The sequence below is a fragment of the Avibacterium sp. 20-129 genome, from assembly GCF_026226845.1.
Classification (GTDB): domain Bacteria; phylum Pseudomonadota; class Gammaproteobacteria; order Enterobacterales; family Pasteurellaceae; genus Avibacterium.
Genome location: NZ_JAKKOE010000004.1, coordinates 26,064 through 50,349 on the forward strand (window position 1 = coordinate 26,064; position 24,286 = coordinate 50,349).

The following is a 24,286-nucleotide window of genomic DNA, read 5'->3' on the forward strand; positions in this document are numbered from 1 at the left end:
GCACTTTAAAGTGCGGTATTATTTTTTCAAATTTTGATTAAAGCACTTTTACAATACTTTCACAAAGGTAACGAATGTTATCTTCGGTGATACCTGCAACATTGATTCGCCCTGAACGCACAGCATAAATAGCAAATTCTTCTTTTAAGCGATCGACTTGCTCTGGTGTTAAACCACTAAATGAGAACATACCGTTTTGTTGTTCAATAAAGCTGAAGTCTTGCTGTGCGCCGTATTCTTTTAATAATGCGACGAATTGGTGACGCATTTCTTTAATACGATGACGCATTTCCCCTAGCTCGGTTGTCCATTCTTCTCTTAATGCGGGATCGGCGAGTACGATCGCCACACTGGACGCGCCGTGGGAGGCAGGGTTAGAGTAGAGTGTGCGGATAATGGATTTCACTTGAGTCAATGCTGTTGTGGCGATTTCCGCGGTTTCGGCAACTAAGGTGAACGCACCAACACGCTCATTATATAAGCCGAAGTTTTTAGAATAAGAACTCGCAATTAATAATTCTTTGTGGTTCGCTGCGAAAGTGCGTAAACCAAAGGCATCTTCTTCTAAACCATTTGCTAGTCCTTGATAAGCGAAGTCGAATAGCGGTAACCAGCCATTTTTAGCAGACATTTCAGCCAGTTGTTGCCATTGTTCTGGGGTTGGGTCGATACCTGTCGGGTTATGGCAGCAGCCGTGTAATAACACCACATCGCCTTCACTTGCATTGCTTAAATCAGCGATTAAATTCTCCCAGTCAAGGGCTTTGCGTTCTGCATCATAGTAACGATATTCGCGAATAGTTACGCCCACCGCATTAAAAATCGCATTATGGTTTGGCCAAGTAGGCGTGCTAATCCAAACATTTTGGGCTTTTGTTTGACGTTTAATAAATTCTGCGGCAATACGCAATGCTCCAGTTCCACCAAGGCTTTGTACGGTTTTAGCTCGTCCTTGTTTTACAATTTCTGAATGCTCGCCAAACAAAACGCCTTGCGTACGCGCATTAAAATCAGCAACCCCATCAATCGAAAGATAATTTTTGGTGGTTTCAGCCTCAAATAAACGTTGTTCGGCTGATTTCACCGCTTTCATAATGGGTGTGTTGCCTTTAGCATCTTTATAGACACCAATCCCTAAGTTGATTTTGTGAGTACGATCATCGGCTTTAAAGGCTTCACCTAAACCTAAAATAGGATCGGCTGGAGCAGCATTAATATGTTCAAACATCGTGATTATCCTTCTAATGTTGTGTTGAATTTGTGGTTAATAATGTTATTTCTCTAAGAGAAGAAATCCTGTGTAACGTTATACTTGAGAATTCCCCCTGTTCGCAAGTATTTATTAGTACTAAGTTGGCTTTATGTCTAAGAAAGCCAATATTTTTTCAAAAAATGCGATGATTATTTAGATAATTTCAATTTGTCTTTTGCCCAAACTAAACCAGATTGATATTCTTGTGGCAGTATTTGCGAAAATTTATCCAGTAAATGCACTAGTTCTTGACGATCTGGATGAGCCAAATTGATATGCCCTAGCTTACGCCCTTCACGCACTTCTTTACCATACCAATGCAATTGACTAAATGGCATATTGAGCCATTGCGGATTATGCGTTGTGCCAATTAAATTAATCATCACTGCGGGCATTGTGCTAGTCAGTTCTGGTGTTGGCAAATTGAGTAATGCTCGTAAATGAAGTTCAAATTGGCTGATTGCACAACCTAGTTGCGTCCAATGCCCACTGTTATGCACTCGAGGCGCAAGTTCATTAATGAGTAATTTATCGCCAATGACAAAACATTCCATTGCCATTACGCCGATATAATCTAGCTTGTGCATTATTTTTGCTAACATCGCTTCTGCTTGCTGTTGTAATACAGCCTGTTGTGGCTGAGCGCTATCTGCAACGCTATAACGTAAAATCCCGCTTTGTTGTAAATTATGCGTAACAGGATAAAAACGGGTTGCGCCGTCTTTAAATCTTGCCCCCACTAGAGATATTTCACCATCAAAGGGAATAAATTTTTCCGCAATGACTTCGCCATATAAATCTTGAGTGATTTGCGCCTGATTTTCTTCGGTGATGATCCATTGACCACGTCCGTCATATCCCCCAGTACGGCGTTTCACCACAACTTTATCGCCAATTTGCTGCCAAATATCTTGCCATTGGGAGGCAGAATGAATGAGTGTCCAAGGGGAAGTGGGAAGATTGAGTTCATCAAGAAGCGATTTTTGCGAAAGGCGGTCGGCGAGTAAGCCAAAAACGGAACGATTAATAAACTGCGGATGATTGGCTAAGGTTTCTGTCAGAGGTGTGTTTTCCCATCGTTCAATTTCTGCGGTAATTAAGCAACCTTCTTCCAGTTCAAACACGGGGGCATTGAAAGGCAATGGCACAACCTGAATATCTAAAGGCGCACCAGCATAGCGCAACATTCGTCCAAGTTGCCCATTACCTAACACATAAATAACAGGGTACAAAGCACTTTTTTGCATTATAAAATCCTTGATGATGTTGGTTAAAAAATAATGCCGCATAGAAAGTGCGGGGCATTTTTTGCTTATTTTTCTATTTGTTCAGTCGGTGTTTCAGCGTTTTCTTGTTCATCTTCATTTTGTTTTAAAAGACGAGAAATCGCACTTAAATAAGAAATTTCCAGCGTTTCGCGGCTCGTTGCCATTACGCCTTGATCAATCAAATAGCCGTCATTCACATCATAAACCCAGCCGTGTAGGGAAAGTTTTTTCCCCCGTTTCCACGCCGATTGCACAATAGAAGAACGCCCAAGGTTGTAAACTTGCTCTGCAACGTTGAGTTTGGTTAGCATATCCGCACGTTTTTCTGGCGGCAGTTTACCCAATAAATGGCTATGTTTAAACCAAATATCACGAATATGTAATAACCAATTATTTATCAAGCCTAAATCCTGTTCTGACATCGCCGCTTTAATTCCACCGCAGTTGGTATGCCCACAAATGATAATATGTTCAATATCCAACACGTCCACTGCATATTGCACCACTGAAAGGCAGTTTAAATCGGTATGGATCACTTGGTTTGCCACATTACGATGGACAAACAGCTCACCGGGTCCAAGGTTGGTGAGCTTTTCCGCCGGCACACGACTATCAGAACAACCAATCCACAAATAACTTGGCTTTTGATGATCAGCAAGCTCACGAAAATAATCGGAATTTTCCTCTTTCATTCGTGTTGCCCAGCTATAATTATTGGCGAAAAGTTGCTCGATTTTTTTCATTGAAATACTCCAAAATTAATGGATGCACAGTATAACGAATAATAAGACAAGGGTAAATTAAACTATACGAGATAAACAACAGGTATGAGTTGCTGGGCTGAGGGGAAAAGTGCGGTGAAAAATTAACAAAAATTTCACCGCACTTTTTGAGGGCGGCCTAAATAAAAGTTGCCTTTGTGATAGATAGTTATAAATCTTCTTGATTTCTTATAAAATGGCTTATAAGATAAGTTTAAATCACTGATATTGCGTCTAAATGAAAACTTTAATTATCCAACCTAAAGCCTTAAAACAACTGCGTCGTATTCCCGAGCGTTCTGTTATTATTGATAAATGTGAGGAATTAAAGCAATTTCCTTTATGCACCAATGTAAAATCCTTAATTAATCATAAATATCCTTATCGCTTCCGTGTGGGGCGTTATCGGGTATTTTTCTAGTTGATTGGCGACGCATTAAGCGTGGTCTCTATTGAAGAGGTGAAAAAACGCGATGAACGCACTTACTAATATCCAATATATTAACGATGAGCAAGGCAACCCTGCTTTTGCGGTTGTGCCACTTGCAACCTTAGAATGGTTAAAAAGCAAAGCAGGCTTGAAAAATCCTCTTGATACTGGTGTCCCCTATGAGGTTGCTGCTCTTGCACTTAAACAGGATATTTCTGCCGTGCGGGCGTGGCGAGAATATTTGAATCTTACTCAAGCAGAGGTCGCAGCTCGCCTTGGGGTATCGCAATCAGCTTATTGCCAGTATGAAAATGCTACTCGCCTACGCAAAAGCACTAAGCAGAAAATTGCCAATGCGTTAAATCTTCATCTTGAGCAGTTGGATTTTTAATTCTCTTGGGAAAATTAAATGCAAAAGTGCGGTGAAAATTAACAAAAATTTCACCGCACTTTTATGTTTTGAATTGAAATTTAGCTTACAACGTGGCGTCTTTCATCGCTTTCACAAACTGAGCCAATTCGCTCAAGCATTTTTGATGATTATCTAGATTGCGTTCGATAATTTTGACTGTTGCAGAGCCTGAAATAGCCCCGGCTGCACCAAGTTGCAAGGCTTCTTTAACCTGTTGGGGGTGGGCGATGCCGAAACCTTGTAGGATTGATGGGGCTTGCTGAGCTTTAAGTTGTTCTACTAGGGTATCTAAATTTGTTGCATGGCTTTGGTTTTCTGCACTGGTTACGCCAGCGCGAGAAACTAAATAGGTGTAGCCTTCGCTATGTTGTGCTACGCCTTTAATGGTTGCTTCATCCGCATTTGGTGGGCAGATAAACACAGGTTGTATGCCGTGTTTTTTCGCAGCTCGGATATAAGGTTCAGCTGCAAGTAAAGGAATATCTGCCACAAGCACAGCATCCACGCCCACTTCGGCACAACGTTGATAGAAATGATCTAAGCCCTGTGCATAAATTAAATTTGCACATAATAATAAACTGATCGGAATTTCAGGATATTTCGTCCGCACTTTTGCCAGCAGCTCAAAACTTTCTGCCGTACTACAACCTGCATTTAAGGCACGATTGTTAGCCGCTTGAATGACGGGGCCGTCTAATAAGGGATCAGAAAAAGGAAAACCCAGTTCTAACGCATCTGCACCGTTATCGACAAGGGTACAAATAATCTCAAAAGAGCGTGCTAAATCGGGATCGCATAGCGTGACAAACGGCACGAATGCGCCTTCATTTTTAGTATTAAGTTGGGTGAATAAGGTTTCAAAACGGCTCATTACATTTTCCCCTTTTCAGTTAAGATTTTATCCACCGTGAAAATATCTTTATCCCCACGCCCTGATAAATTTACGACGATTAATTGTTCTTTGTTTGGATTTTGTTGGATTAATTTTAACGCATAAGCCAACGCGTGCGAGCTTTCCAACGCTGGGATAATACCTTCGTGTTTGGCGAGCGCTTGGAAGGCATCTAGGGCTTCATCGTCCGTAATACTTTCATATTCTGCACGTCCGATAGCGTGTAAATGGGCGTGTTGTGGCCCCACAGAAGGGAAGTCTAAGCCCGCAGAAATGCTGTAAGATTCTTCGATTTGTCCATCATCGGTTTGCATAATTGGCGATTTCATTCCGAAATAAATCCCCACTTTACCGTGGCGAAGTGGCGCGCCGTGTTGCCCAGTGGTAATGCCTTTGCCGGCAGGTTCAATGCCGATTAAACGCACTTGTGGTTGATCAATGAAATCAGCAAACATTCCAATGGCGTTAGACCCCCCGCCTACGGCAGCGATAATCACATCAGGTAAACGCCCTTCTTTTTCTAAAATTTGGCGTTTGGTTTCTTCGCCGATCATTTTTTGAAATTCACGCACGATAGTTGGGAAAGGGTGAGGCCCTGCTGCGGTACCAAGTAAATAATGTGTGGTTTCATAGTTGGCAGACCAATCGCGCATTGCTTCACAACAGGCATCTTTTAACGAGCAAGAGCCTTTTTCAACGGGGATAACTTCCGCCCCCATCAAACGCATACGAAACACATTTGGTGATTGACGCTCCACATCTTTTGCCCCCATATAAATACGGCAAGGCATATCCAGCATTGCACAAGCAAGGGCCGTGGCAACCCCGTGCTGACCAGCACCTGTTTCAGCAATGATGCGTGTTTTTCCCATTCGTTTAGCAAGTAAAATTTGCCCTAAAACTTGGTTAGTTTTGTGCGCACCACCGTGCAATAAATCCTCCCGTTTTAGGTAAAGTTTCGTTTTAGTACCTTTGGTGAGATTACGACACAGGGTCAATGCGGTAGGACGACCGGCATAGTTTTTCAGTAAATCTTGAAATTCCGCTTGAAATTCAGGATCGGCTTGCGCCGTTACAAAGGCGTGTTCCAGTTGTTTTAGCACAGGGACTAAAATTTCTGGCACATACATTCCGCCAAATTCACCAAAATACGGGTTAAGCTGGGTTTCTGACATAATTTTTCCTTATGCTTAATAATCTAAAATTTGTTGAAATAATTGCGCGAGCTTGTGGGCGTCTTTCACACCCGCACTGCTTTCAGCACCTGAATTAATATCTAAACCTAAGCAATGTTGCGATAGGGCAAGTGCGACATTTTCCTGATTAATGCCCCCTGCGAGCATTGCTTTATTTTTTATTTCAGTAGGAATGAGCGACCAATCAAAGGGTTGCCCTGTACCACCTTGTTGCTTGGCAAGTTGGCTATCGAGGACATAGCGATCAATATGTGAAATGGGTTCAATTTGTACCGCACTTTGTTTTTCTACTGGAATGGAAATGGCTTGCCAAATTTGGCATTCAGTAGGCAATTGCTGACGTAATTGTGCAATAAATTCTGCCTTTTCACTACCGTGTAACTGGACGGCAAAAAGCGTCAGCTGAGAAGCAATTTTTACAATAAAATCAATTTGTTGATTTTGGAATACACCGACAAAGCGCAATGGGGCTTGCGTCACAAGCTCTTGCGCTTGACGTAAAGATAGTTTGCGTTTTGAGATTTCAGCAAAAATCAATCCACCATATAAACCACCTTGTTGATACACGGCTTGAACATCTTGAGGGCGTGTTAAACCACAGACTTTATTTTCACCAAATATCACCGCCCTTACCGCATTGTTCAAATCATCACTTCCCATTAGGCTGCTGCCAATTAAAAAGCCATTGACATAAGGTTTTAATTGTTGAACTTGTTGATGAGAATAAATGCCTGATTCGCTAATGATGATGCGATCCGCTGGAATCTGGCGAGCAAGAGGCGGCGTGCGGTCAAGATCGACAGAAAGATCGTGTAAATCACGGTTGTTTATTCCGATAACTTTCGCCCCTAATGCAATAGCACGTTCTAATTCTTGCTGATTAGAGGTTTCTGTTAGCACCCCCATACCTAATTCGTGGGCTAATTCTGCCAGTTGTGAATAAGTTTCATCATCTAACACGGAAAGCATCAGTAAAATCGCGTCAGCTTGGTGATAGCGCGCAAGGTAAACTTGATATGGGCTAATCATAAAATCTTTGCACAGCACAGGTTGGCTAACCTGCTGACGAACTTGCTGAATATAAGCAAAATCCCCTTGAAAATATTTTTCATCCGTAAGCACGGAAATGGCTGCGGCATAATGCTTATATACTTGAGCAATTTCATCAAGGTTAAAGTCTGCACGAATTAAGCCCTTAGAAGGTGAGGCCTTTTTGCATTCTAAAATATAAGCTGGACGTTGATGCGTACCTTGTGCTAATGCTTGATAAAAAGAGCGGTCAGATTTTTCAAGTTTTTTTTCAAACGCTTGCAAAGGGAAGGCGTGCGATTTTGCCTCCACCCATTGCGCTTTATCTTGCACAATTTTTTGTAAAATCGTTGGAGTTTGGTTGTTAATGATCATTGTGTTTTCTCTTGATTATTCTACTGCACGCAATGCGATTAAGGTTTCAAACGCTTTTCCTGAGGCAAGCACAGCAAGCACTTTTTCAGCATTTTGTTTCAAATCTTCATAGCCGAATAATTTCATTAATAAGGCAGTATTCATTGCCACCGCTTGGGCGTGTTCTGCTTTGCCTTTGCCTTGTAAAAGTGCGGTCAAAAATTTTGCATTTTCTTCTGGCTCACCGCCACGCAGACTTTCTAATGGTTGCGGCTCAAAACCAAAATCGTAAGGGCTTAGGCTATAACGTTCAATTTTTCCATCACGAATTTCTGCCACTTCTGTTTTGCCGTGGATGGCGACTTCATCTAAACCCGCACCGTGTACCACAATGCTGTGTTTATGCCCTAAACGCACAGCCGTTTCTGCATAAGGTGCAATCAATTCAGGGGAATATACTCCTAATAATTGATGTTTTGGGTGAGCAGGGTTACATAATGGGCCTAAAATATTAAAAATAGTACGTGTTTTTAATGCTTGGCGAACAGGCACCGCGTGTTTGAAACCCGGGTGATATTGTTGTGCGAACAAAAAGCAAATGCCAATTTCATCAAGGGCTTGGCGTGCTTGTTCCGCACTAATATTAATATTGACCCCTAATGCACTGAGAACATCACTTGCCCCAGTTTTACTGGATACGCTACGATTGCCGTGCTTTGCCACTTTCAAACCACAAGCTGCCCCCACAATAGCAGACGCTGTGGAGATATTAATGGTGTTTGCACCATCGCCACCAGTGCCAACAATATCGGCAAACACATAATCAGGCGTTGGGAAATGGTTGGCATTAGCGAGAACGGCATTGACCGCACCGCTGATTTCTTCTGCACTTTCTCCACGCAATTTTAGCGCAATGAGTGCGGCTGCTAGCTGTTCGTTATTTAACTCACCTTGCAAAATGGCATTAAATAGCTGTTCTGCTTGCGCTTGGGATAAAGATTGTTTATCAAAAAGTTGGTTAAGAAGTTGTTCGGTTTGCATAGGGTATTCCTTTCAATTCTGTTAATTTTATTTTTAAATTTTAATCGTGTATATCTATTTTAGGTTTTCGCCCTAAAGGCGACCTACTTTTCTTTGCTTGTGCAAAGCAAAGTAGGCAAAAGAAAGCACACCCAGCAGTCTTGTTTTTCCTCATTCCAACTAAATTTTTCGGGCGGCGAAAAAAGAGATTTTGTTCCGTTTCACTACACAAAATTACAATTTTTTTCGCCTAAAAATTTAGCTTCCATTCGGACAAGACTGAAGGGAACCGAAGGTGCTTTGTTTAATATTGCATAATAACTAAAATACAAAGTTTGGCTAACGATAAATGCTGTAACTGAGATCTTTTGCCTCATCACCTGTCATTCCACGAAATCCCCAGCAGTGAGCTGGCTGCTCTTTTATGGTGATCTCGACATCTATGGGAGAAAGGTTGAGTTTATTTTCTAATTCACAAAAAAGCATTTTAATTAATCGTTTTTTAGTAAATTCAGTCCTGCCTTGCATAAGATTAATTTCAATGGCGGTGAAATCTTGACTACGTCCGCTAGGTAGATACAAATTTTCTGCTTCTGTCCCTTGGAAATAAATAAAATGTTTACCCGTTGGAATATCCATTTCAAGATTCAAGCAAGCATAAATAATTTCTGCAAGCTGTGCCTTGCGTGAATTTAGGCGATCTTTTAATCCATAAACAATAATCATCGTATTATCCTTAATGACGATTAAGCAACCAATTTATTGCGTTTTCTAGCAATTTTCCTCCTTGCACGGTAAGAATGCTTTCTGGGTGGAATTGGAAACCGCAAATGGGTAGCGTTTTGTGACGGATTGCCATAACAATGCCGTTATACTCAGCGTTTACAATAAATTCATCGGGCAAATTTTCTCCCATTAGGGAATGATAGCGTGCCACTGGCATTGGGTTATTTAACCCCGCAAACATTGCTTGCCCATCGTGTTGAATATTGGAAACTTTGCCGTGCAGCACTTCGCCAGAATGAACCACATCACCACCAAATGCTTCGATTAACGCTTGATGACCTAAACAAATGCCAATCATTGGCACATTGCCTTTAAGACGTTTAATAAGTGGCAGTAAAATGCCTGCTTCTTGTGGGTTACCCGGTCCGGGAGAAAGAGCAAGGATACTATTTGGCTTTAGTGCCATTTTTTCTACCAGCGCAATATTGCAATCATTGCGGTAAATTTGCACTTGATGTCCAAGCGTTCTAAATTGATCCACAAGGTTATAAGTAAAGGAATCAAAATTATCTAAAAATATAATATTTGCCATAGAGTTTCCTTATTGTGCAAGTTGGTTGGTTTGCATAATGGCATTAATTACCGCTCTGGCTTTGTGGCGAGTTTCATCTGCTTCCATTTGGGGATCAGAATCTAGCACTTCACCGCAGCCAGCTTGGATATAAGCAATGTCGTTTTGCACGAAAGCAGAGCGGATCACAATACAGGTATCGAAATTTCCATCTGATGAGAGATAGCCCACCGCACCGCCATAGCTATGGCGTTTTTGTTGTTCCACTTGATAGATTAATTGCATTGCTTTGATTTTCGGTGCGCCTGTGAGTGTTCCCATATTCATACAGGCTTGATAAGCGTGCAAGGCATCTAATTCAGGGCGAAGTTTACCCACCACGCGAGAGACCAAATGCATAATGTGTGAATAACGATCCACTTGCATTAAATCTTTCACTTGACGTGTACCACTTTGGCAAACCCGTGCGATATCATTCCGTGCTAAATCCACTAGCATTAAATGTTCTGCTAACTCTTTTTTATCTAAACGTAATTCTAATTCTAAACGCGCATCCAGTTCGGGATCGATATTCCCTTGAGCATCAAATCCTCTTGGGCGTGATCCTGCAATAGGGTAAATTTCTAATTGGCGAGAATCTTGGCTGTATTTTAATGCACTTTCAGGGGACGCACCAAATAGCGTGAAATCTTCATCTTGCATATAAAACATATAAGGGCTTGGATTATTCACTTTCAATTGGCGGTAAGTAGCAAGACTGTTTGGACAAGCTAAAGAAAAACGGCGTGAAGGCACAATTTGAAATACATCGCCAATGTTGATGTGGTGTTTTAAACGGCGAATAATCTCTTTAAAGGGTTCATCTTCAATGTTCACGCTCACTTTCGTTGAAGCCGATTGGAGAGGTAAGTGCGGTTCAATTTTCTGTAATTTTTGCGTAATTTGTACCGCACTTTGTTCCGTGGCAGAAAGCGCATTTTGATTAAAACAGAAGGTTTGGAGTTGAGCTTGTTGGCGTTGATGATCGAGAATCAATAAATTTTCTGCTAAATAGAAAACGTAGTCAGGACAGCTTAAGCCATCATTGTGTAGCACAATATTTTCCATTGGAATAAAATTTGCCACTAAATCATAAGCAAATAGGCCACCAAGAAAAATGGGTGTTTCGCTTGTTTTGTAAAGCGCGGTTAAGCAACGTAAACCATCAAAAATTGTGGGCGCTTGTAATTTACTGTCTTCATCAAGATCAGGATTGAGTGGCGCAAATTCTGCGATGAGTTGATTGTCTTGCTGTAAAAGGCGTTGTGCCATATGTTGTAATTTTTCTTGTAGCAAAGGCAATAATGCCACACCATTTTCATTTAATGCGTTAAAGGTTACGCATTGACCTAAACAGCTAATTTTTAACGCAGAATTAATTAATAAAAGACTTTTTAAACTATTTTTACTGCTGATTTCGGCGGATTCAAGTAAGAGTGTATTGGTTTGATCTTGGCATAATGTCGCAAAAACAGCGGTTGGATCGCTGTGATAAGGCACATTTTGTGAAAATACGTGGAGAAAAGGCATTGTCATTGGAATTCCTTTTTTGTATAAAATAATAACGCACTATTAAACTAGTACAAAAGGGTTTTGTCAAGGACTGTTTTCATCAAGAGGGAAATTTAGCTAATTGGCTTATTTGAGCGGTTTCGCTATAAAAGAGAAAAGAAATGTTGGTAAAGAATATTCCTTACCAACATTTCAAATAAGATGAAGGCTAAATTGGCATTATTTCAAGCTGCCAACCATATCTTCAGGGCGTACCCATTCATCAAATTGTTCAGGCGTGACTAAGCCTAGATTTATGGCTTCTTCTCTTAATGTCGTACCATTTTTATGCGCTGTTTTGGCGATTTTAGCCGCATTTTCATAACCAATATGGGTATTTAATGCCGTTACCAACATTAATGAATTTTCAAGTTGCTGTTTAATGCGTGGGTAATTGGGTTCAATGCCACTTGCACAGTGTTCATCAAAAGAAACACAGGCATCAGCCAATAACTGAGCAGATTGCAAGAAGTTATACGCCATTACAGGTTTAAACACATTAAGTTGGAAATGCCCTTGTGAACCTGCAAAAGAAATGGTGGTATCGTTACCTAACACTTGTGCGCATACCATTGTTAAGGCTTCACACTGTGTTGGATTTACTTTACCGGGCATAATAGAAGAACCGGGTTCATTTTCTGGAATTAAGATTTCACCAATACCAGAACGCGGGCCTGAAGCCAATAAGCGAATGTCGTTTGCAATTTTGAATAAAGACATTGCAAGTTGTTTTAACGCACTGTGTGTTTCAACAATGGCGTCATGGGTGGCAAGGGCTTCAAATTTGTTTTCCGCGGTGATAAATGGTAAGCCGGTAAATTTCGCAATATATTCTGCTACTTTCACATCATAGCCTTTCGGTGTGTTTAAGCCAGTACCTACCGCCGTACCGCCTAAAGCAAGCTGGGCAAGATGAGGTAAGGTATTTCTCAATGCACGCAAGCCAAAATCTAATTGCGCAGCATAGGCAGAAAATTCTTGTCCTAATGTCAGTGGTGTTGCATCCATTAAGTGAGTACGCCCAATTTTCACCACATCTTTAAAGGCTTCTGCTTTTGCAGCAAAGGTTTTTTGTAAACGTTCAATGCAAGGAATAGTGACTTCCACCACTTTTTTATAGGCAGCAATGTGCATTGCGGTTGGATAAGTATCATTCGATGATTGTGATTTATTGACATCATCATTTGGATGAATAATTGATTTTTCACCTAATTTTCCGCCATTGATAACGTGCGCACGGTTTGCAATCACTTCATTTAAATTCATATTAGATTGCGTACCTGAACCAGTTTGCCAAATGACTAATGGGAATTGATCGTCAAGTTTATGGGCTAAAATTTCATCGCAAGCTTGGGCGATTAAATCACGTTTTTCAACGGGCAAAACGCCTACCTCATTATTTGCGTAAGCAGCAGCTTTTTTCAAATAACCAAACGCCTCAATAATTTCCTGTGGCATTGATGCCGATGGTCCAATTTTGAAGTTATTGCGGGAGCGTTCTGTTTGTGCCGCCCAGTATTTATCTGCTGGCACTTTCACTTCGCCCATCGTGTCTTTTTCAATACGAAATTCCATTCTAGTTACCTCAAATGATTGAATTAATAATAAGAAAACGTTTTGAGTTTACCACTTTAGAAGTATGAATGGAATCTGAGGAAAGTTGGCAAAGTTGGGTTTTGTGATGTAGATCATAAAGTGCGGTAAGATTTTTTTGAATTTTTTGGCAGCGGAAAAATTAATGTTTTCTATTTATCGGATTTTTCGTTAAAATTAGGCGTTTAAAAATCTGATTTCATACGGGTAAAAGACGCATTTTTATGGCAAAGCACGCACAGTTTTACATTTTAGACAAAACACAAGCAAAATCCCCATTGTCTGCAATGGAAACTTTGGCTTGTGATTTGGCTGCGCAGGCTTGGCGATTAGGCAAAAAAGTGCTAATTAGCTGTGAAAGTGAAGAACAGGCTTTTCGCCTTGATGAAGCCCTATGGGCAAGAGAGCCAGAAGAGTTTGTGCCACATAATTTATCGGGCGAAATCACTCAATATGCCACCCCCATTGAAATTAGCTGGGCGGAAAAACGCAACGCACAACGCCGTGATCTATTAATAAACTTGCAAGCCCAAATTCCCGATTTTATTGCGAGTTTTAATCAGATCATTGATTTTGTTCCCGCTGACGAAACGCAAAAAGCCATCGCACGGGAACGTTATAAACAATACCGCCAATTAGGTTGGCAGCTCAGCACGGAGCAAGCCTGATGAGGTGGAATGCAAAAACCTTTGCTGAACTCAGCACACAAGAATTATTTGCGATTTACCAAATTCGCACCGCCATATTTGTGGTGGAGCAACAATGTGCTTATCAAGAAGTGGATCATTGGGATCAAAATGCGGTGCATTTTTGGCAAGAATTTGACGGCAAAATCTGTGCTTATTGCCGCATTATTCCACAAGATGACGGCATTCATATTGGCAGAGTGCTAGTGGCGCAGCACGCACGGGGCAAAGGCTTAGCCAACGAATTAGTGCAACACGCATTGGCTTATTGCCAACAACATTGGGCAACAGAACCTGTGCTAATCCAAGCGCAAACTTATTTGCAAAATTTCTACCGCACTTTGGGTTTTCAGCCCACTTCAGCAGAATATGTAGAAGATGGCATACCGCATTTGGATATGAAGTTGGAGAAGAGATAATGAAACCAATGACAAAAGAAGAAATTATCGAACAGCAACGGCAATTAGCTATTCGCTTCAAACCTTGGATGGAAGATAAGAAAAAGCGTGAAATTCTCACCTTCCAGCGTCCTAATGGTGATATTGTCGATCATTATCCTGATGGACGAGAAGAAGTGATTAAATATGCGAAATAATTTAGCCATTTTTTATTGCGGTACGAATGGGGCAGGTAAAAGTACTTTGCGTTCTTTTAATCAAGATCAGGTGCAAGTGGTGATTGATTCCGATCATATTGCAATGGAACTCAATCCACAAAATCCACGATTGGCCGATATTGAAGCAGGAAGAAAAGCCGTTGAATTATTTAAGTATGCGGTAAAAAATCAGGTTTCATTTTCAATGGAATCGACTCTTGCAGGAAAGTCTATTTTGCACCGTATGCAGCAAGCTAAATCAAAAGGCTTTTATGTAAGGCTAAATTATATCGGTGTCAATGATCCTGATATTAATGTGAAAAGGGTGCAGGCTAGAGTACGAAAAGGCGGCCATTTTATTGATGAAGCCACAATTCGTAAACGCTACGAAATTAGTCGGCAAAATTTAATTTTAGCCTTACCGCTGTGCGATGAAATATTTATTTATGATAATTCGGCGGAAATGCCAATGCTTATTTTTCATCTTTCTAAAGCGAAAATAATTACGCAGTTTGAACAAGTATTACCTGATTGGTGTGAAAATTTATTAGCAGAATTATTACGGTTAGATTTTAATTTAGTTTAGTTACAAATAGAGAAAAACCAATGACACAAAAATTTGAAATGGCAGATCGTTTTGATCCCTCTGCCGTAGAACAAGCTCTTTATAAACACTGGGAAGAAGCGGGCTATTTTAAGCCGAATGAAAACCCGAATGCACCGAGTTATTGCATTGCCATTCCACCGCCGAATGTAACGGGATCATTGCATATGGGACACGCTTTCCAGCAAACTTTAATGGATACGCTGATTCGTTTTCATCGTATGGAAGGGGATAACACCCTTTGGCAAGCGGGGACAGACCACGCAGGGATCGCCACGCAAATGGTGGTGGAGCGTAAAATCGCGGCGGAAGAAGGTAAAACTCGCCACGATTACGGTCGTGAAGCCTTTATTGAAAAAATCTGGGATTGGAAAGCCTATTCCGGAGGCACAATCAGCCAGCAAATGCGTCGTTTGGGGAATTCAATCGACTGGGATCGTGAGCGTTTCACGATGGACGATGGGCTTTCTGATGCGGTGAAAGAAGTGTTTGTACGCTTGCACGAGGAAGGGTTGATCTATCGTGGCAAACGCCTTGTGAACTGGGATCCAAAATTGCACACCGCAATTTCGGATCTTGAAGTGGAAAATAAAGAAAGCAAAGGCTCGCTTTGGCATTTCCGCTACCCATTAGCTAATGGCGAAAAAACGGCTGATGGCAAAGATTATCTCGTAGTTGCTACCACACGTCCTGAAACAATGTTGGGCGATACCGCGGTGGCAGTTCACCCTGAAGATGAACGCTATCAATCTCTTATTGGCAAAACCGTGATCTTGCCTTTAGCAGATCGTGAAATTCCAATTATTGCTGATGATTATGTGGATCGTGAATTTGGAACAGGTGTGGTAAAAATCACCCCAGCTCACGATTTTAATGACTATGAAGTAGGTAAACGCCATCAGTTACCAATGGTAAATGTGATGACGTTAAATGCGGATATTCGTGATGAGGCGGAAATTATTGGCATAGATAATAAACCTCTCGTAAATTATGTGGCAGACATTCCAGAAAAATATCGTGGAATGGAACGTTTTGCAGCGCGTAAGCAAATTGTGGCGGACTTTGATGCCTTAGGCTTATTGGAAGAAATTAAACCACACGATCTAAAAGTGCCTTATGGCGATCGTGGTGGCGTACCAATTGAACCGATGCTCACCGATCAATGGTATGTGAGCGTAAAACCATTGGCAGAAGTGGCGACCAAAGCGGTAGAAGAGGGCGAAATCCAATTCGTACCGAAGCAATATGAAAATCTCTATTTCTCGTGGATGCGTGATATTCAGGATTGGTGTATTTCTCGCCAACTTTGGTGGGGACATCGCATTCCTGCTTGGTATGATGAACAAGGTAATATTTATGTGGCTCGCAGTGAAGCAGAAGTGCGGTCAAAATATCAGCTAAATTCTGATATTGTACTCAAACAAGATGAAGATGTGCTAGACACGTGGTTCTCTTCGGCTTTATGGACATTCTCTACCCTTGGTTGGCCACAGCAGACCAAAGAACTGAAAATGTTCCACCCAACAGATGTCTTGATCACGGGGTTTGATATCATTTTCTTCTGGGTTGCACGTATGATTATGTTTACGATGCACTTCATCAAAGATGAAAGTGGTAAACCGCAAGTTCCATTCAAAACAGTCTATGTAACAGGACTGATTCGTGATGAACAAGGGCAAAAAATGTCAAAATCAAAAGGGAATGTCCTTGACCCGATCGATATGATTGACGGTATTAGCCTTGAAGATTTACTCGAGAAACGTACGGGCAATATGATGCAACCGCAATTAGCGGAAAAAATTGCGAAAGCGACCCGTAAAGAGTTCGCTAATGGCATTGCTGCACACGGTACAGATGCATTGCGTTTTACCTTGGCCGCCCTTGCAAGTAATGGGCGTGATATTAACTGGGATATGAAACGCTTAGAGGGATATCGTAATTTCTGTAATAAACTGTGGAATGCAAGCCGTTTCGTGCTGACCAATGATAAATTAGATTTATCTGAGGGAGAGCTGGAGTATAGTCTTGCGGATCGCTGGATCAATTCTCAGTTTAACCGCACAGTAGAAGCCGTGCGTTCTGCATTTGCACAATATCGTTTTGATTTAGCAGCGAATGCCATTTATGAGTTTACTTGGGATCAGTTCTGTGATTGGTATTTAGAACTCACAAAACCAATATTTGCACAGGGTAATGCGGCACAAAAACGCGCGGCAAGTCGTACACTGGTAAATGTATTAGAAAAATTGCTACGCTTAGCTCATCCAATTATTCCATTTATTACTGAAGAGATTTGGCAAAAAGTGAAAGGTTTTGCGGGCGTGAGTGGTGACACCATTATGCTACAACCTTATCCACAGTATGAAGCAAGCCAAATTGATGAGCAAGCAGAGCTACAAATGAGTTGGTTGAAAGAGATCATCGTCGCAGTGCGTAATATCCGTGCGGAATGCAATATTGCGCCAAGCAAAGGCTTAGACGCATTATTACGTCATTTAACGCCAGAACAGCAACAAATTCTTGCCAATAACAGCACATTATTAGCAAGTATGGCGAAATTAGATAGCGTTGAACTGTTAAAGGATGGTGGAGAAGCGCCATTCTCGGTAACCAAATTGGTTGGTAACACAGAGCTTCTTATTCCAATGGCGGGCTTTATTGACAAAGATACCGAGTTAGCACGTTTAACTAAAGAGCTAGAAAAACTCAACGGTGAAATTGCTCGTATTGAAAACAAATTGAGCAATGAAGCCTTTGTGGCAAAAGCGCCAGAGCAAGTCATTGCGAAAGAACGTGAAAAAATGCAAGGCTATCAAGAGGCCATTGCAAAAGTTCAAGCGCAATATCAGGCGATTGAGGCACTTTAATTCATTACATCATATCCCTCTTTTTAGAGGGATATTTTTTTAAATAGTATTTTCTAATTAGAAAAATATGCTTTAAAATAATTGACGATTATCTATTTTCTGTGACTGTTACGCCCTATGAAATTAAATTTCCCTACAATTCTAACCTTATTCCGTGTCATTTTAATTCCATTTTTTATTATGGCATTTTATTTACCATTCTCTTGGGCGCCTTTCTTGACAACAGCCATTTTTTTTGTCGCCGCGATTACAGATTGGTTTGATGGATATTTAGCCAGAAAATGGAATCAAAGCACACCCTTTGGGGCGTTTTTAGATCCCGTGGCTGATAAAGTTATGGTTGCGGCCGCATTGGTGTTAGTCGTGGAGTATCAACATAGTTTTTGGGTAACTTTACCAGCGATTGTGATGATCTCAAGGGAAATTATCGTTTCTGCCCTACGCGAATGGATGGCTGAAATCGGTAGCCGCAGTAAAGTGGCGGTATCTTGGCTCGGTAAAGTAAAAACCGCTTCCCAAATGCTTGCTTTAGGTGGATTGCTATGGCGTTATAATGTATTAATGGAAATCGCAGGAATCGTATTTTTATATATTGCAGCAATTTTAACCGTCTGGTCAATGCTACAATATTTAAAAGCAGCAAAAGATAATTTATTAGACAGTTAAAAAAATTTCACTATTTTATACCGCACTTCATCAAATAATAAAGTGCGGTATTTTTTTACTTATTTTTTATAATAATTCAGTTATCGAAGAATGATAGCCAAGAGTATTTTTATAATGATCAATATTATTGCGTTATTGAGATAGCCATTTCAAAGCGAAATAGGGAATATAGTTTTTTATCCCTAAATTTTTCATCTTGTACTTTAAATCTTCTCATATTGCTTGAACAATAAACGAATAGATAAGGATTGAGCTTTTTTTAGTCGATTAAACTAAATCAAGCAAATTTCTATTTGACTAATAAATTGAAATCCGTAAAATGCACCTCGTTGTTTAGCGAAACAGAAAGTTAGCTAAATGCGGGAATAGCTCAGTTGGTAGAGCACGACCTTGCCAAGGTCGGGGTCGCGAGTTCGAGCCTCGTTTCCCGCTCCAACGCCCGAGTGGTGAAATCGGTAGACACAAGGGATTTAAAATCCCTCGACTTTCGAGTCGTGGCGGTTCAAGTCCGCCCTCGGGCACCATTTAAAATTATAGATAAATCAATAAGATAGTCGCCAAGAGCGGCTTTTTTTGTATCTGAAAATCAAAGTTGGGGCTTTCCCTATGTTGAAACTCACTCCCTTTCAATGGTCATCATTTAACTTTTTTGGTTTTTATTGCGCTTATGGTGTAATTGTTCCATTTTTACCAATCTGGTTAGCGCAGTATGGCTATGATGTGGAATTAATTGGCACATTGATTTCCCTTGGTTATCTTTGCCGTTTTGCTGGCGCAATCTTTTTTACTAAAAGTGTTCATCATCTCGATCAGCTTATTCCATTAAGTCGTCTTCTTACTTGGCTTAGTGTATTGGTTCTCATCGCTGTCGCTTGGGCAGTGCAGTCTATTTGGTGGTTAGTTCCCATTCTTGCGTTATTTCATATGTTGAATGGGGGAATTATGCCGGTTTGCGATACCATTGCAACGAGTTGGCATCAACAGTTAGGAATGGATTATGGTAAAAGTCGTTTATTTGGTTCGCTTGCTTTTATTATTGGTTCAATTACTGCAGGCTATTTGCTCGGTTGGCTAGGTAAAAGTGCCATCATCGGTATTATTATTGGCTATCTCGTTTTTTGGGGGCTGGGGATTAGTTTAAATCCTACGCAAAGATTTAATCAGCAGGAAAAACAAAACACGACAGTAAGCGCAAGCTATCGAGAATTATTGCGAAATCCAACAACGGTCAGAATGATTATTGCCACAGCGCTTATTCAGGGTTCACACGCGGCTTGTTATGCCTATGGCACAATTTATTGGTCTGCAAATGGCATTAGCACTTCGCAAATTAGCTGGCTGTGGAGCTTGGGGGTAATCGCTGAAGTGGTCTTTTTCTTCTTTTCTAAACGTTTTTTTAGGACTTGGAAGATTCATTATTTGACTTTATTTTCAGCATTTGCAGCGGTTATTCGTTGGACAACCCTTGCGCATACGACAAATTTTACTTTGCTGATTTTCGCCCAAATGTTGCACGCATTTACTTATGCAATGGGGCATTTTGCGATGATCCGTTATATTACCTCTCAGCCAAGTGAGAGAATTCCGAAATTGCAAGGCATCTATTTTGCAAGTTCTAGCTGTATTATGATGGCGCTTTTTACGTTCATTTCTGGATTAGTTTATCCTGTTTCTGCGCAGATGAGCTTTGCCTTAATGGCGATTTTTGTTCTACCTGCAATTTTCCTTGTACCAAAGACCTTTTCAAATACAGCAAAATAAAAAAGATAGGCAATAGTGCCTATCTTTTATTTCTTAAATTTACTTTCTCACCACATTCAATGCGGAGAAGCTTTGTGCTACAGGCATTATTTCAATACGGTTAATATTAACGTGAGCAGGTTGTTGATAGATCCATAATACTGTATTAGCAATATCTATAGGTTCAATGGCTTGCACATTTTGATAGACGCTTGCTGCTTTCTGGTTATCGCCTTTAAAACGGACATTAGAAAATTCTGTACCACTACATAAACCAGGTTCGACATTGGTGACGCGCACATTGGTACCCGCTAAATCAGCACGCAGATTTAAGCTAAATTGTTCGACAAAAGCCTTAGTTGCACCGTAAACATTACCGCCCGGGTAAGGATATGTCCCTGCGATTGAACCTAGGTTGATAATATGCCCTTGTTGGCGTTCCACCATTTGAGGTAACACTTTTCTGGTGAGATAGGTTAAACCGATGATATTGGTATTAATCATTGTTAGCCAATCGTCAAAATTTGCTTGATGGGCTGGCTCTAAACCCAGTGCTAGCCCCGCATTATTTACTAAGAGATCAATGCAACGAAAGGCTTCAGGTAAATTAGAAAGTGCGGTATTAATTTGTTCTAAATTATTCATATCCATTTGTAATGGAAAGAAATTTTCGCCTAATTCTGCGTGTAGTTTTTGCAGTTTTTCTAAACGGCGAGCTGCACCAATAACGTGATAGCCTGATTTAATGAATACTTCGCACATTGCTTTACCAAAGCCTGCAGATGCGCCTGTAATTAATACTGCCATATTATCCCCCTATTTAGAGTTGTGTTAAATATCCCTTACCTAAGGCATTCATTTGTCGCATAATCCAACGTTGTCTTTTTTGTACAAAAGCACTGGGTTTATTTGCCTTAAATAAGATTGGATTAGGTAAGACTGCCGCTAATAGGGCAGCTTCTTGTTGATTAAGTTGTTTTGCCGATTTTTTGAAATAGGCTTGGCTTGCCGCTTCTACGCCAAAAATACCATAGCCAAATTCGGCAATGTTTAAATAGACTTCTAGAATCCGTTTTTTCGACCATAATTGTTCTAGCATTAAGGTCATCGGCAATTCAATGGCTTTGCGTAGCCAGCTTTGCCCGTGCCATAAATATAAATTTTTCACAGTCTGCTGTGAAATGGTTGATCCACCTCGTACTTTTGTAGATTTTTTATTATATTTCAATGCGTTATTAATCGCATTCCAATCAATACCGTGATGTTGTGCAAATTTTTGATCTTCTGCCGCAATCACGGCCAGCTGCATTTGCCACGAAATATCATCCAAACTCACCCATTGATATTTAATAGGGTAACTTTCCCCATTTAAAAGATGGCTGACTTTCTGCTGTGCCATATAGGAAGAGAATGGCACAGGAACAATGCGAAACAATAAGGTAATCCCTAAAAAAGCAGCAAACACATAAAGCGAATAACGCAATATCCTTTGTTTTATGTGTTGCAACCATTTTTTCTTGTTATTCTTTCTGCCCATCAAGCTGTTCTTTTACCCATTGCATAAATTCAGGTGGCATTGTTTTGATCATATTTGATCCTCTTGTAATTGTTGCCGCACTGGTGTTTAAGTTTTGTTGAATTTCTCGTTGTGAGCAGCGTTTATCTAACAATTGTGCCACAATTTGTAATCGAAGTCCTACTGCATCACGTTCATCAGCCGTGAGTAACAGGGTGAGTAATTCTTGTTCTTTATTCTGTGCAAACGCGGTGCGTAAAATCTCGATAAATGCCTGCCATTGATCCATATTTTTGCTCACATACATAGCGTTCTCCTAGGATTAAAACGTTTCACTGTGCTATTAAACTACTTCACTAGTATAATCTATTCTGCTCTGCTTGGGTAAATTTTTCTGCCTTTTCACCTTGTAGTAACTGGTAATAATAATCGTACGCTAAGACATTCTGCACATAACCACGGGTTTCATAAAATGGAATGGTGGCGATAAATTCTGCCATTGTCATTTTCCCATTTGCACGAGCGAGCCACTCATCTACACGTTTTGCGCCAGCGTTATAAGCCGCCGCAATTAAAATGCGATTATTGCCATATTTCTCGGCAAGTTGGTTAAGGTGAGTTGTGCCAAGCATAATATTATCAATGGGATCAAACAGTTGGCTTTCTTTTTTATAAGGTAGCTGAGCTTGCTCGGCGGTGAGTTTCGCTGTGCTGGGTAAGAGTTGCATCAACCCGCGCGCATTAGCCGAAGAGGTTACATTGGCACGCCAAGCACTTTCCTGCCGTGCAATAGCCATTGCAAAAGTGCGGTGGATTTTTTGGGAATTTTGATGATTAATGAATAAATCAAACCAATTTTGATAAGCATTAGGTAAACGCAAGGCAATATAATCCCACGCTTTTGCTTGAATTGTGGCGTCTACTTGCAAGTCAACCCATTGATTTTGTTCGGCATATTGTGCTAAGGCGAGCTTGCCAGCAAAATCTGTGTTATCTAATAATGCCCGCCATTCGCGCTGAATATTGGCGTGATCATTTAGCTGCTGCAACTCATTAATACGACTAAATTGCTGGGTGTAGTTTGATAAGTTTTGCTTATTTGACGAGAATGTTTTCATTGCAGGTTGATAAGCAATACCCAATCGCTGTGCGGCAAGCATTGGATAAAAACCACGTGCATTTTGCTGCATCTCTTGCCAAATCTTTGTGGCTTGTGCGGTTTTGCCTTGCTGAAATAAGGCCTCACCTTGCCAATAACGCCATTCATCTTTCTGCTTGCCTTGTTCAGAAAGCAAATTCAACCAAGGTTGAATCGCTGTTTTTTCACGCAATGCAACACGGATACGACGCTCGGTTTGTTTATCTTCTTTTAATGCTTGTACGGTTTCATCTCGCCATTGCTGAATGGCGGGATTTTCGCTATCAAAAAGCTGACTAAGCAAAATGGATTGCCAGTATTGTCTTTGTTCTGGGGATAAATTAAAACGCGTTGCCCATTGTTCTAATTGGGCAAAAGGTGCGTTGGCATTCAGCTGATTTTCCGTAATGCTTTTAATAAAACGAGGCATTAATGCAAGTAGAATTTGTTTATTTTCATCATTAACGGGCAAATTTTCCACATAAAATGCGTTAGACGAAGAAAGCAATAAGCGCGGTGATTTCAACAAGCTAGCTAAATTTTCAAGCCAAATTTTTAATTCAGCATTTTGCGTAAATGCTGCCAATTCGTTTATTAATACACGATTTGTTTTTTCTACGGCTAATAAGGCGCGCTGTTTGATCAAATCGTCATTAATAATGCCCTGTTGATAGGCTTGCATAAAAAGCGTTTGACATTGGCTGGGCGAGTTGTTTCCTGTGAGCCATAAATTTTTTATCCTTGTTGCAAGTGCGGTGTTTTTTTGTGCAGTTTTTTCAGGTGTAGTCAGTGCTTCTGTTTGTGTTGAAGGCATTTTTTCTTGTGCGGTTAGCACAATGCAAGATGACTTGCTCTCTTTGGGCAGCATTGCGGTATTAGATAAAATCGCCTGCCAATTTTGAGCATCGTATTGCTGTTGCAACCAATAATGAGGCAAATTGTTCAACGGAAAATCAGGATGTTTTTTCGTAAAATCAAGAATTTCATCAAACGATAAGTCCGCTTTCTTCGCGATTAAAAACTGATATTCTGCATAAGGCAAGAGTGGGTAATCTTGCAATTGAGCCAATAATGCCTTTGCAATGCCTAATGTCGTTTCGCTTTGTGAAAGGGCTAAATATTGTTGAAGTTTACGATAGATTTCTCGTTCAGCTGCCCGTTTCTGTTGGTTTAATAACAGGGTTTTTGCGGGATCTCTATCTTCATCGTGTGCATTGCCTTGATTTATCTTTTGTGCATCAGGGGGTTCTTGTGCTTTTGGCTGCCCGTGTTGTGCGACTGAATGTTCTGAAAGGGGGGATTGCTCAGCATTCCTCCATACAAAAAGAGAAAGTGAAGATAAACTTAAGGCTAGCAAAGTTTGGGTAAATTTCATAGCAT

The 24,286-nt window shown here is 40.7% G+C and carries 24 protein-coding genes and 2 tRNA genes; 11 read left to right on the plus strand and 15 right to left on the minus strand.

The features are described from left to right. Positions 1-37: 37 nt before the first annotated feature. The 3 genes from L5B90_RS11315 to can all read right to left on the minus strand — a co-directional run bounded on the left by L5B90_RS11315 (position 38) and on the right by can (position 3,263). A complete protein-coding gene (locus tag L5B90_RS11315) occupies positions 38-1,228 on the minus strand; it encodes an amino acid aminotransferase (protein ID WP_250349822.1) in 1,191 nt (396 codons plus the stop codon). Positions 1,229-1,401: 173 nt separating this feature from the next. Next, on the minus strand, positions 1,402-2,499 hold the full coding sequence (purK, locus tag L5B90_RS11320; RefSeq protein WP_265762995.1) for a 5-(carboxyamino)imidazole ribonucleotide synthase: 1,098 nt from the start codon (positions 2,497-2,499) through the stop codon (positions 1,402-1,404). Between the two features lie 65 nt (positions 2,500-2,564). Then, complete coding sequence (can, locus tag L5B90_RS11325; protein WP_250349824.1) at positions 2,565-3,263, minus strand: carbonate dehydratase; 699 nt, start codon at positions 3,261-3,263, stop codon at positions 2,565-2,567. A 256-nt stretch (positions 3,264-3,519) separates the two neighbouring features. Here can and L5B90_RS11330 point away from each other — a divergent pair, with 256 nt between their 5' ends. Next, positions 3,520-3,702, plus strand: coding sequence for a type II toxin-antitoxin system RelE family toxin (locus L5B90_RS11330; protein WP_250363326.1), 183 nt, complete (start codon positions 3,520-3,522; stop codon positions 3,700-3,702). A gap of 52 nt (positions 3,703-3,754) precedes the next feature. Further along, positions 3,755-4,102, plus strand: a complete 348-nt coding sequence (locus L5B90_RS11335; protein WP_250363325.1) for a helix-turn-helix domain-containing protein — start codon at positions 3,755-3,757, stop codon at positions 4,100-4,102. A gap of 85 nt (positions 4,103-4,187) precedes the next feature. Here L5B90_RS11335 and trpA read toward each other — a convergent pair whose 3' ends face one another. The 8 genes from trpA to fumC form a co-directional block, all read right to left on the minus strand. Beyond that, positions 4,188-4,994, minus strand: coding sequence for a tryptophan synthase subunit alpha (gene trpA / locus L5B90_RS11340; RefSeq protein ID WP_250363324.1), 807 nt, complete (start codon positions 4,992-4,994; stop codon positions 4,188-4,190). Beyond that, positions 4,994-6,190, minus strand: coding sequence for a tryptophan synthase subunit beta (trpB, locus tag L5B90_RS11345; protein WP_250363323.1), 1,197 nt, complete (start codon positions 6,188-6,190; stop codon positions 4,994-4,996). Before trpB ends, trpA begins: the two co-directional genes overlap by 1 nt. A 15-nt stretch (positions 6,191-6,205) precedes the next feature. Then, a complete protein-coding gene (gene trpCF / locus L5B90_RS11350; protein WP_265762996.1) occupies positions 6,206-7,615 on the minus strand; it encodes a bifunctional indole-3-glycerol-phosphate synthase TrpC/phosphoribosylanthranilate isomerase TrpF in 1,410 nt (469 codons plus the stop codon). Between the two features lie 15 nt (positions 7,616-7,630). Continuing rightward, the gene (gene trpD / locus L5B90_RS11355; protein WP_265762997.1) at positions 7,631-8,635 is read right to left on the minus strand and encodes an anthranilate phosphoribosyltransferase; all 1,005 of its coding nucleotides are present in this window, start codon (positions 8,633-8,635) and stop codon (positions 7,631-7,633) included. 318 nt (positions 8,636-8,953) lie between these two features. Next, complete coding sequence (locus tag L5B90_RS11360) at positions 8,954-9,340, minus strand: tautomerase family protein (protein WP_250349829.1); 387 nt, start codon at positions 9,338-9,340, stop codon at positions 8,954-8,956. 10 nt (positions 9,341-9,350) lie between these two features. Beyond that, positions 9,351-9,932, minus strand: coding sequence for an aminodeoxychorismate/anthranilate synthase component II (locus L5B90_RS11365; RefSeq protein WP_250349830.1), 582 nt, complete (start codon positions 9,930-9,932; stop codon positions 9,351-9,353). 9 nt (positions 9,933-9,941) lie between these two features. After that, positions 9,942-11,486: an anthranilate synthase component I gene (gene trpE / locus L5B90_RS11370; RefSeq protein ID WP_265762998.1), complete on the minus strand. Its 1,545-nt coding sequence runs from the start codon at positions 11,484-11,486 to the stop codon at positions 9,942-9,944. Between the two features lie 195 nt (positions 11,487-11,681). Next, positions 11,682-13,076: a class II fumarate hydratase gene (fumC, locus tag L5B90_RS11375; protein ID WP_265762999.1), complete on the minus strand. Its 1,395-nt coding sequence runs from the start codon at positions 13,074-13,076 to the stop codon at positions 11,682-11,684. Positions 13,077-13,318: 242 nt separating this feature from the next. On the opposite strand from fumC, the gene L5B90_RS11380 reads away from it, so the two are divergent. The 9 genes from L5B90_RS11380 (at position 13,319) to L5B90_RS11420 (ending at position 20,273) form a co-directional block, all read left to right on the plus strand. Then, positions 13,319-13,762: a DNA polymerase III subunit chi gene (locus tag L5B90_RS11380; RefSeq protein ID WP_250349833.1), complete on the plus strand. Its 444-nt coding sequence runs from the start codon at positions 13,319-13,321 to the stop codon at positions 13,760-13,762. Beyond that, entirely contained in the window at positions 13,762-14,199 is a 438-nt protein-coding gene (locus L5B90_RS11385) for a GNAT family N-acetyltransferase (RefSeq protein WP_265763000.1), read from the plus strand. The genes L5B90_RS11380 and L5B90_RS11385 overlap by 1 nt, the downstream gene beginning before the upstream one ends. After that, a complete protein-coding gene (locus L5B90_RS11390) occupies positions 14,199-14,375 on the plus strand; it encodes a hypothetical protein (RefSeq protein ID WP_165779949.1) in 177 nt (58 codons plus the stop codon). Before L5B90_RS11385 ends, L5B90_RS11390 begins: the two co-directional genes overlap by 1 nt. After that, on the plus strand, positions 14,365-14,961 hold the full coding sequence (locus L5B90_RS11395; RefSeq protein ID WP_250363314.1) for a zeta toxin family protein: 597 nt from the start codon (positions 14,365-14,367) through the stop codon (positions 14,959-14,961). The genes L5B90_RS11390 and L5B90_RS11395 overlap by 11 nt, the downstream gene beginning before the upstream one ends. A 20-nt stretch (positions 14,962-14,981) precedes the next feature. Further along, entirely contained in the window at positions 14,982-17,846 is a 2,865-nt protein-coding gene (locus tag L5B90_RS11400; protein ID WP_265763001.1) for a valine--tRNA ligase, read from the plus strand. Between the two features lie 117 nt (positions 17,847-17,963). After that, positions 17,964-18,512, plus strand: a complete 549-nt coding sequence (pgsA, locus tag L5B90_RS11405) for a CDP-diacylglycerol--glycerol-3-phosphate 3-phosphatidyltransferase (protein WP_265763002.1) — start codon at positions 17,964-17,966, stop codon at positions 18,510-18,512. 359 nt (positions 18,513-18,871) lie between these two features. Further along, positions 18,872-18,947: transfer RNA gene (locus L5B90_RS11410), tRNA-Gly, on the plus strand. A gap of 2 nt (positions 18,948-18,949) precedes the next feature. Beyond that, positions 18,950-19,036 (plus strand) — tRNA-Leu (locus tag L5B90_RS11415). A gap of 82 nt (positions 19,037-19,118) precedes the next feature. Beyond that, the gene (locus L5B90_RS11420) at positions 19,119-20,273 is read left to right on the plus strand and encodes a 3-phenylpropionate MFS transporter (RefSeq protein WP_265763003.1); all 1,155 of its coding nucleotides are present in this window, start codon (positions 19,119-19,121) and stop codon (positions 20,271-20,273) included. Between the two features lie 39 nt (positions 20,274-20,312). On the opposite strand, the gene L5B90_RS11425 is transcribed toward L5B90_RS11420, so the two are convergent. From L5B90_RS11425 to L5B90_RS11440, 4 genes are read right to left on the minus strand one after another with little or no spacing between them, the layout of a single operon-like run. Further along, on the minus strand, positions 20,313-21,059 hold the full coding sequence (locus L5B90_RS11425; RefSeq protein WP_265763004.1) for an SDR family oxidoreductase: 747 nt from the start codon (positions 21,057-21,059) through the stop codon (positions 20,313-20,315). A 13-nt stretch (positions 21,060-21,072) separates the two neighbouring features. Further along, complete coding sequence (gene mtgA / locus L5B90_RS11430; RefSeq protein ID WP_265763005.1) at positions 21,073-21,789, minus strand: monofunctional biosynthetic peptidoglycan transglycosylase; 717 nt, start codon at positions 21,787-21,789, stop codon at positions 21,073-21,075. Continuing rightward, positions 21,773-22,075, minus strand: coding sequence for a trp operon repressor (gene trpR, locus L5B90_RS11435; protein ID WP_103852641.1), 303 nt, complete (start codon positions 22,073-22,075; stop codon positions 21,773-21,775). Before trpR ends, mtgA begins: the two co-directional genes overlap by 17 nt. 49 nt (positions 22,076-22,124) lie before the next feature. After that, a complete protein-coding gene (locus L5B90_RS11440) occupies positions 22,125-24,281 on the minus strand; it encodes a transglycosylase SLT domain-containing protein (protein ID WP_265763006.1) in 2,157 nt (718 codons plus the stop codon). Between the last annotated feature and the right edge of the window lie 5 nt (positions 24,282-24,286).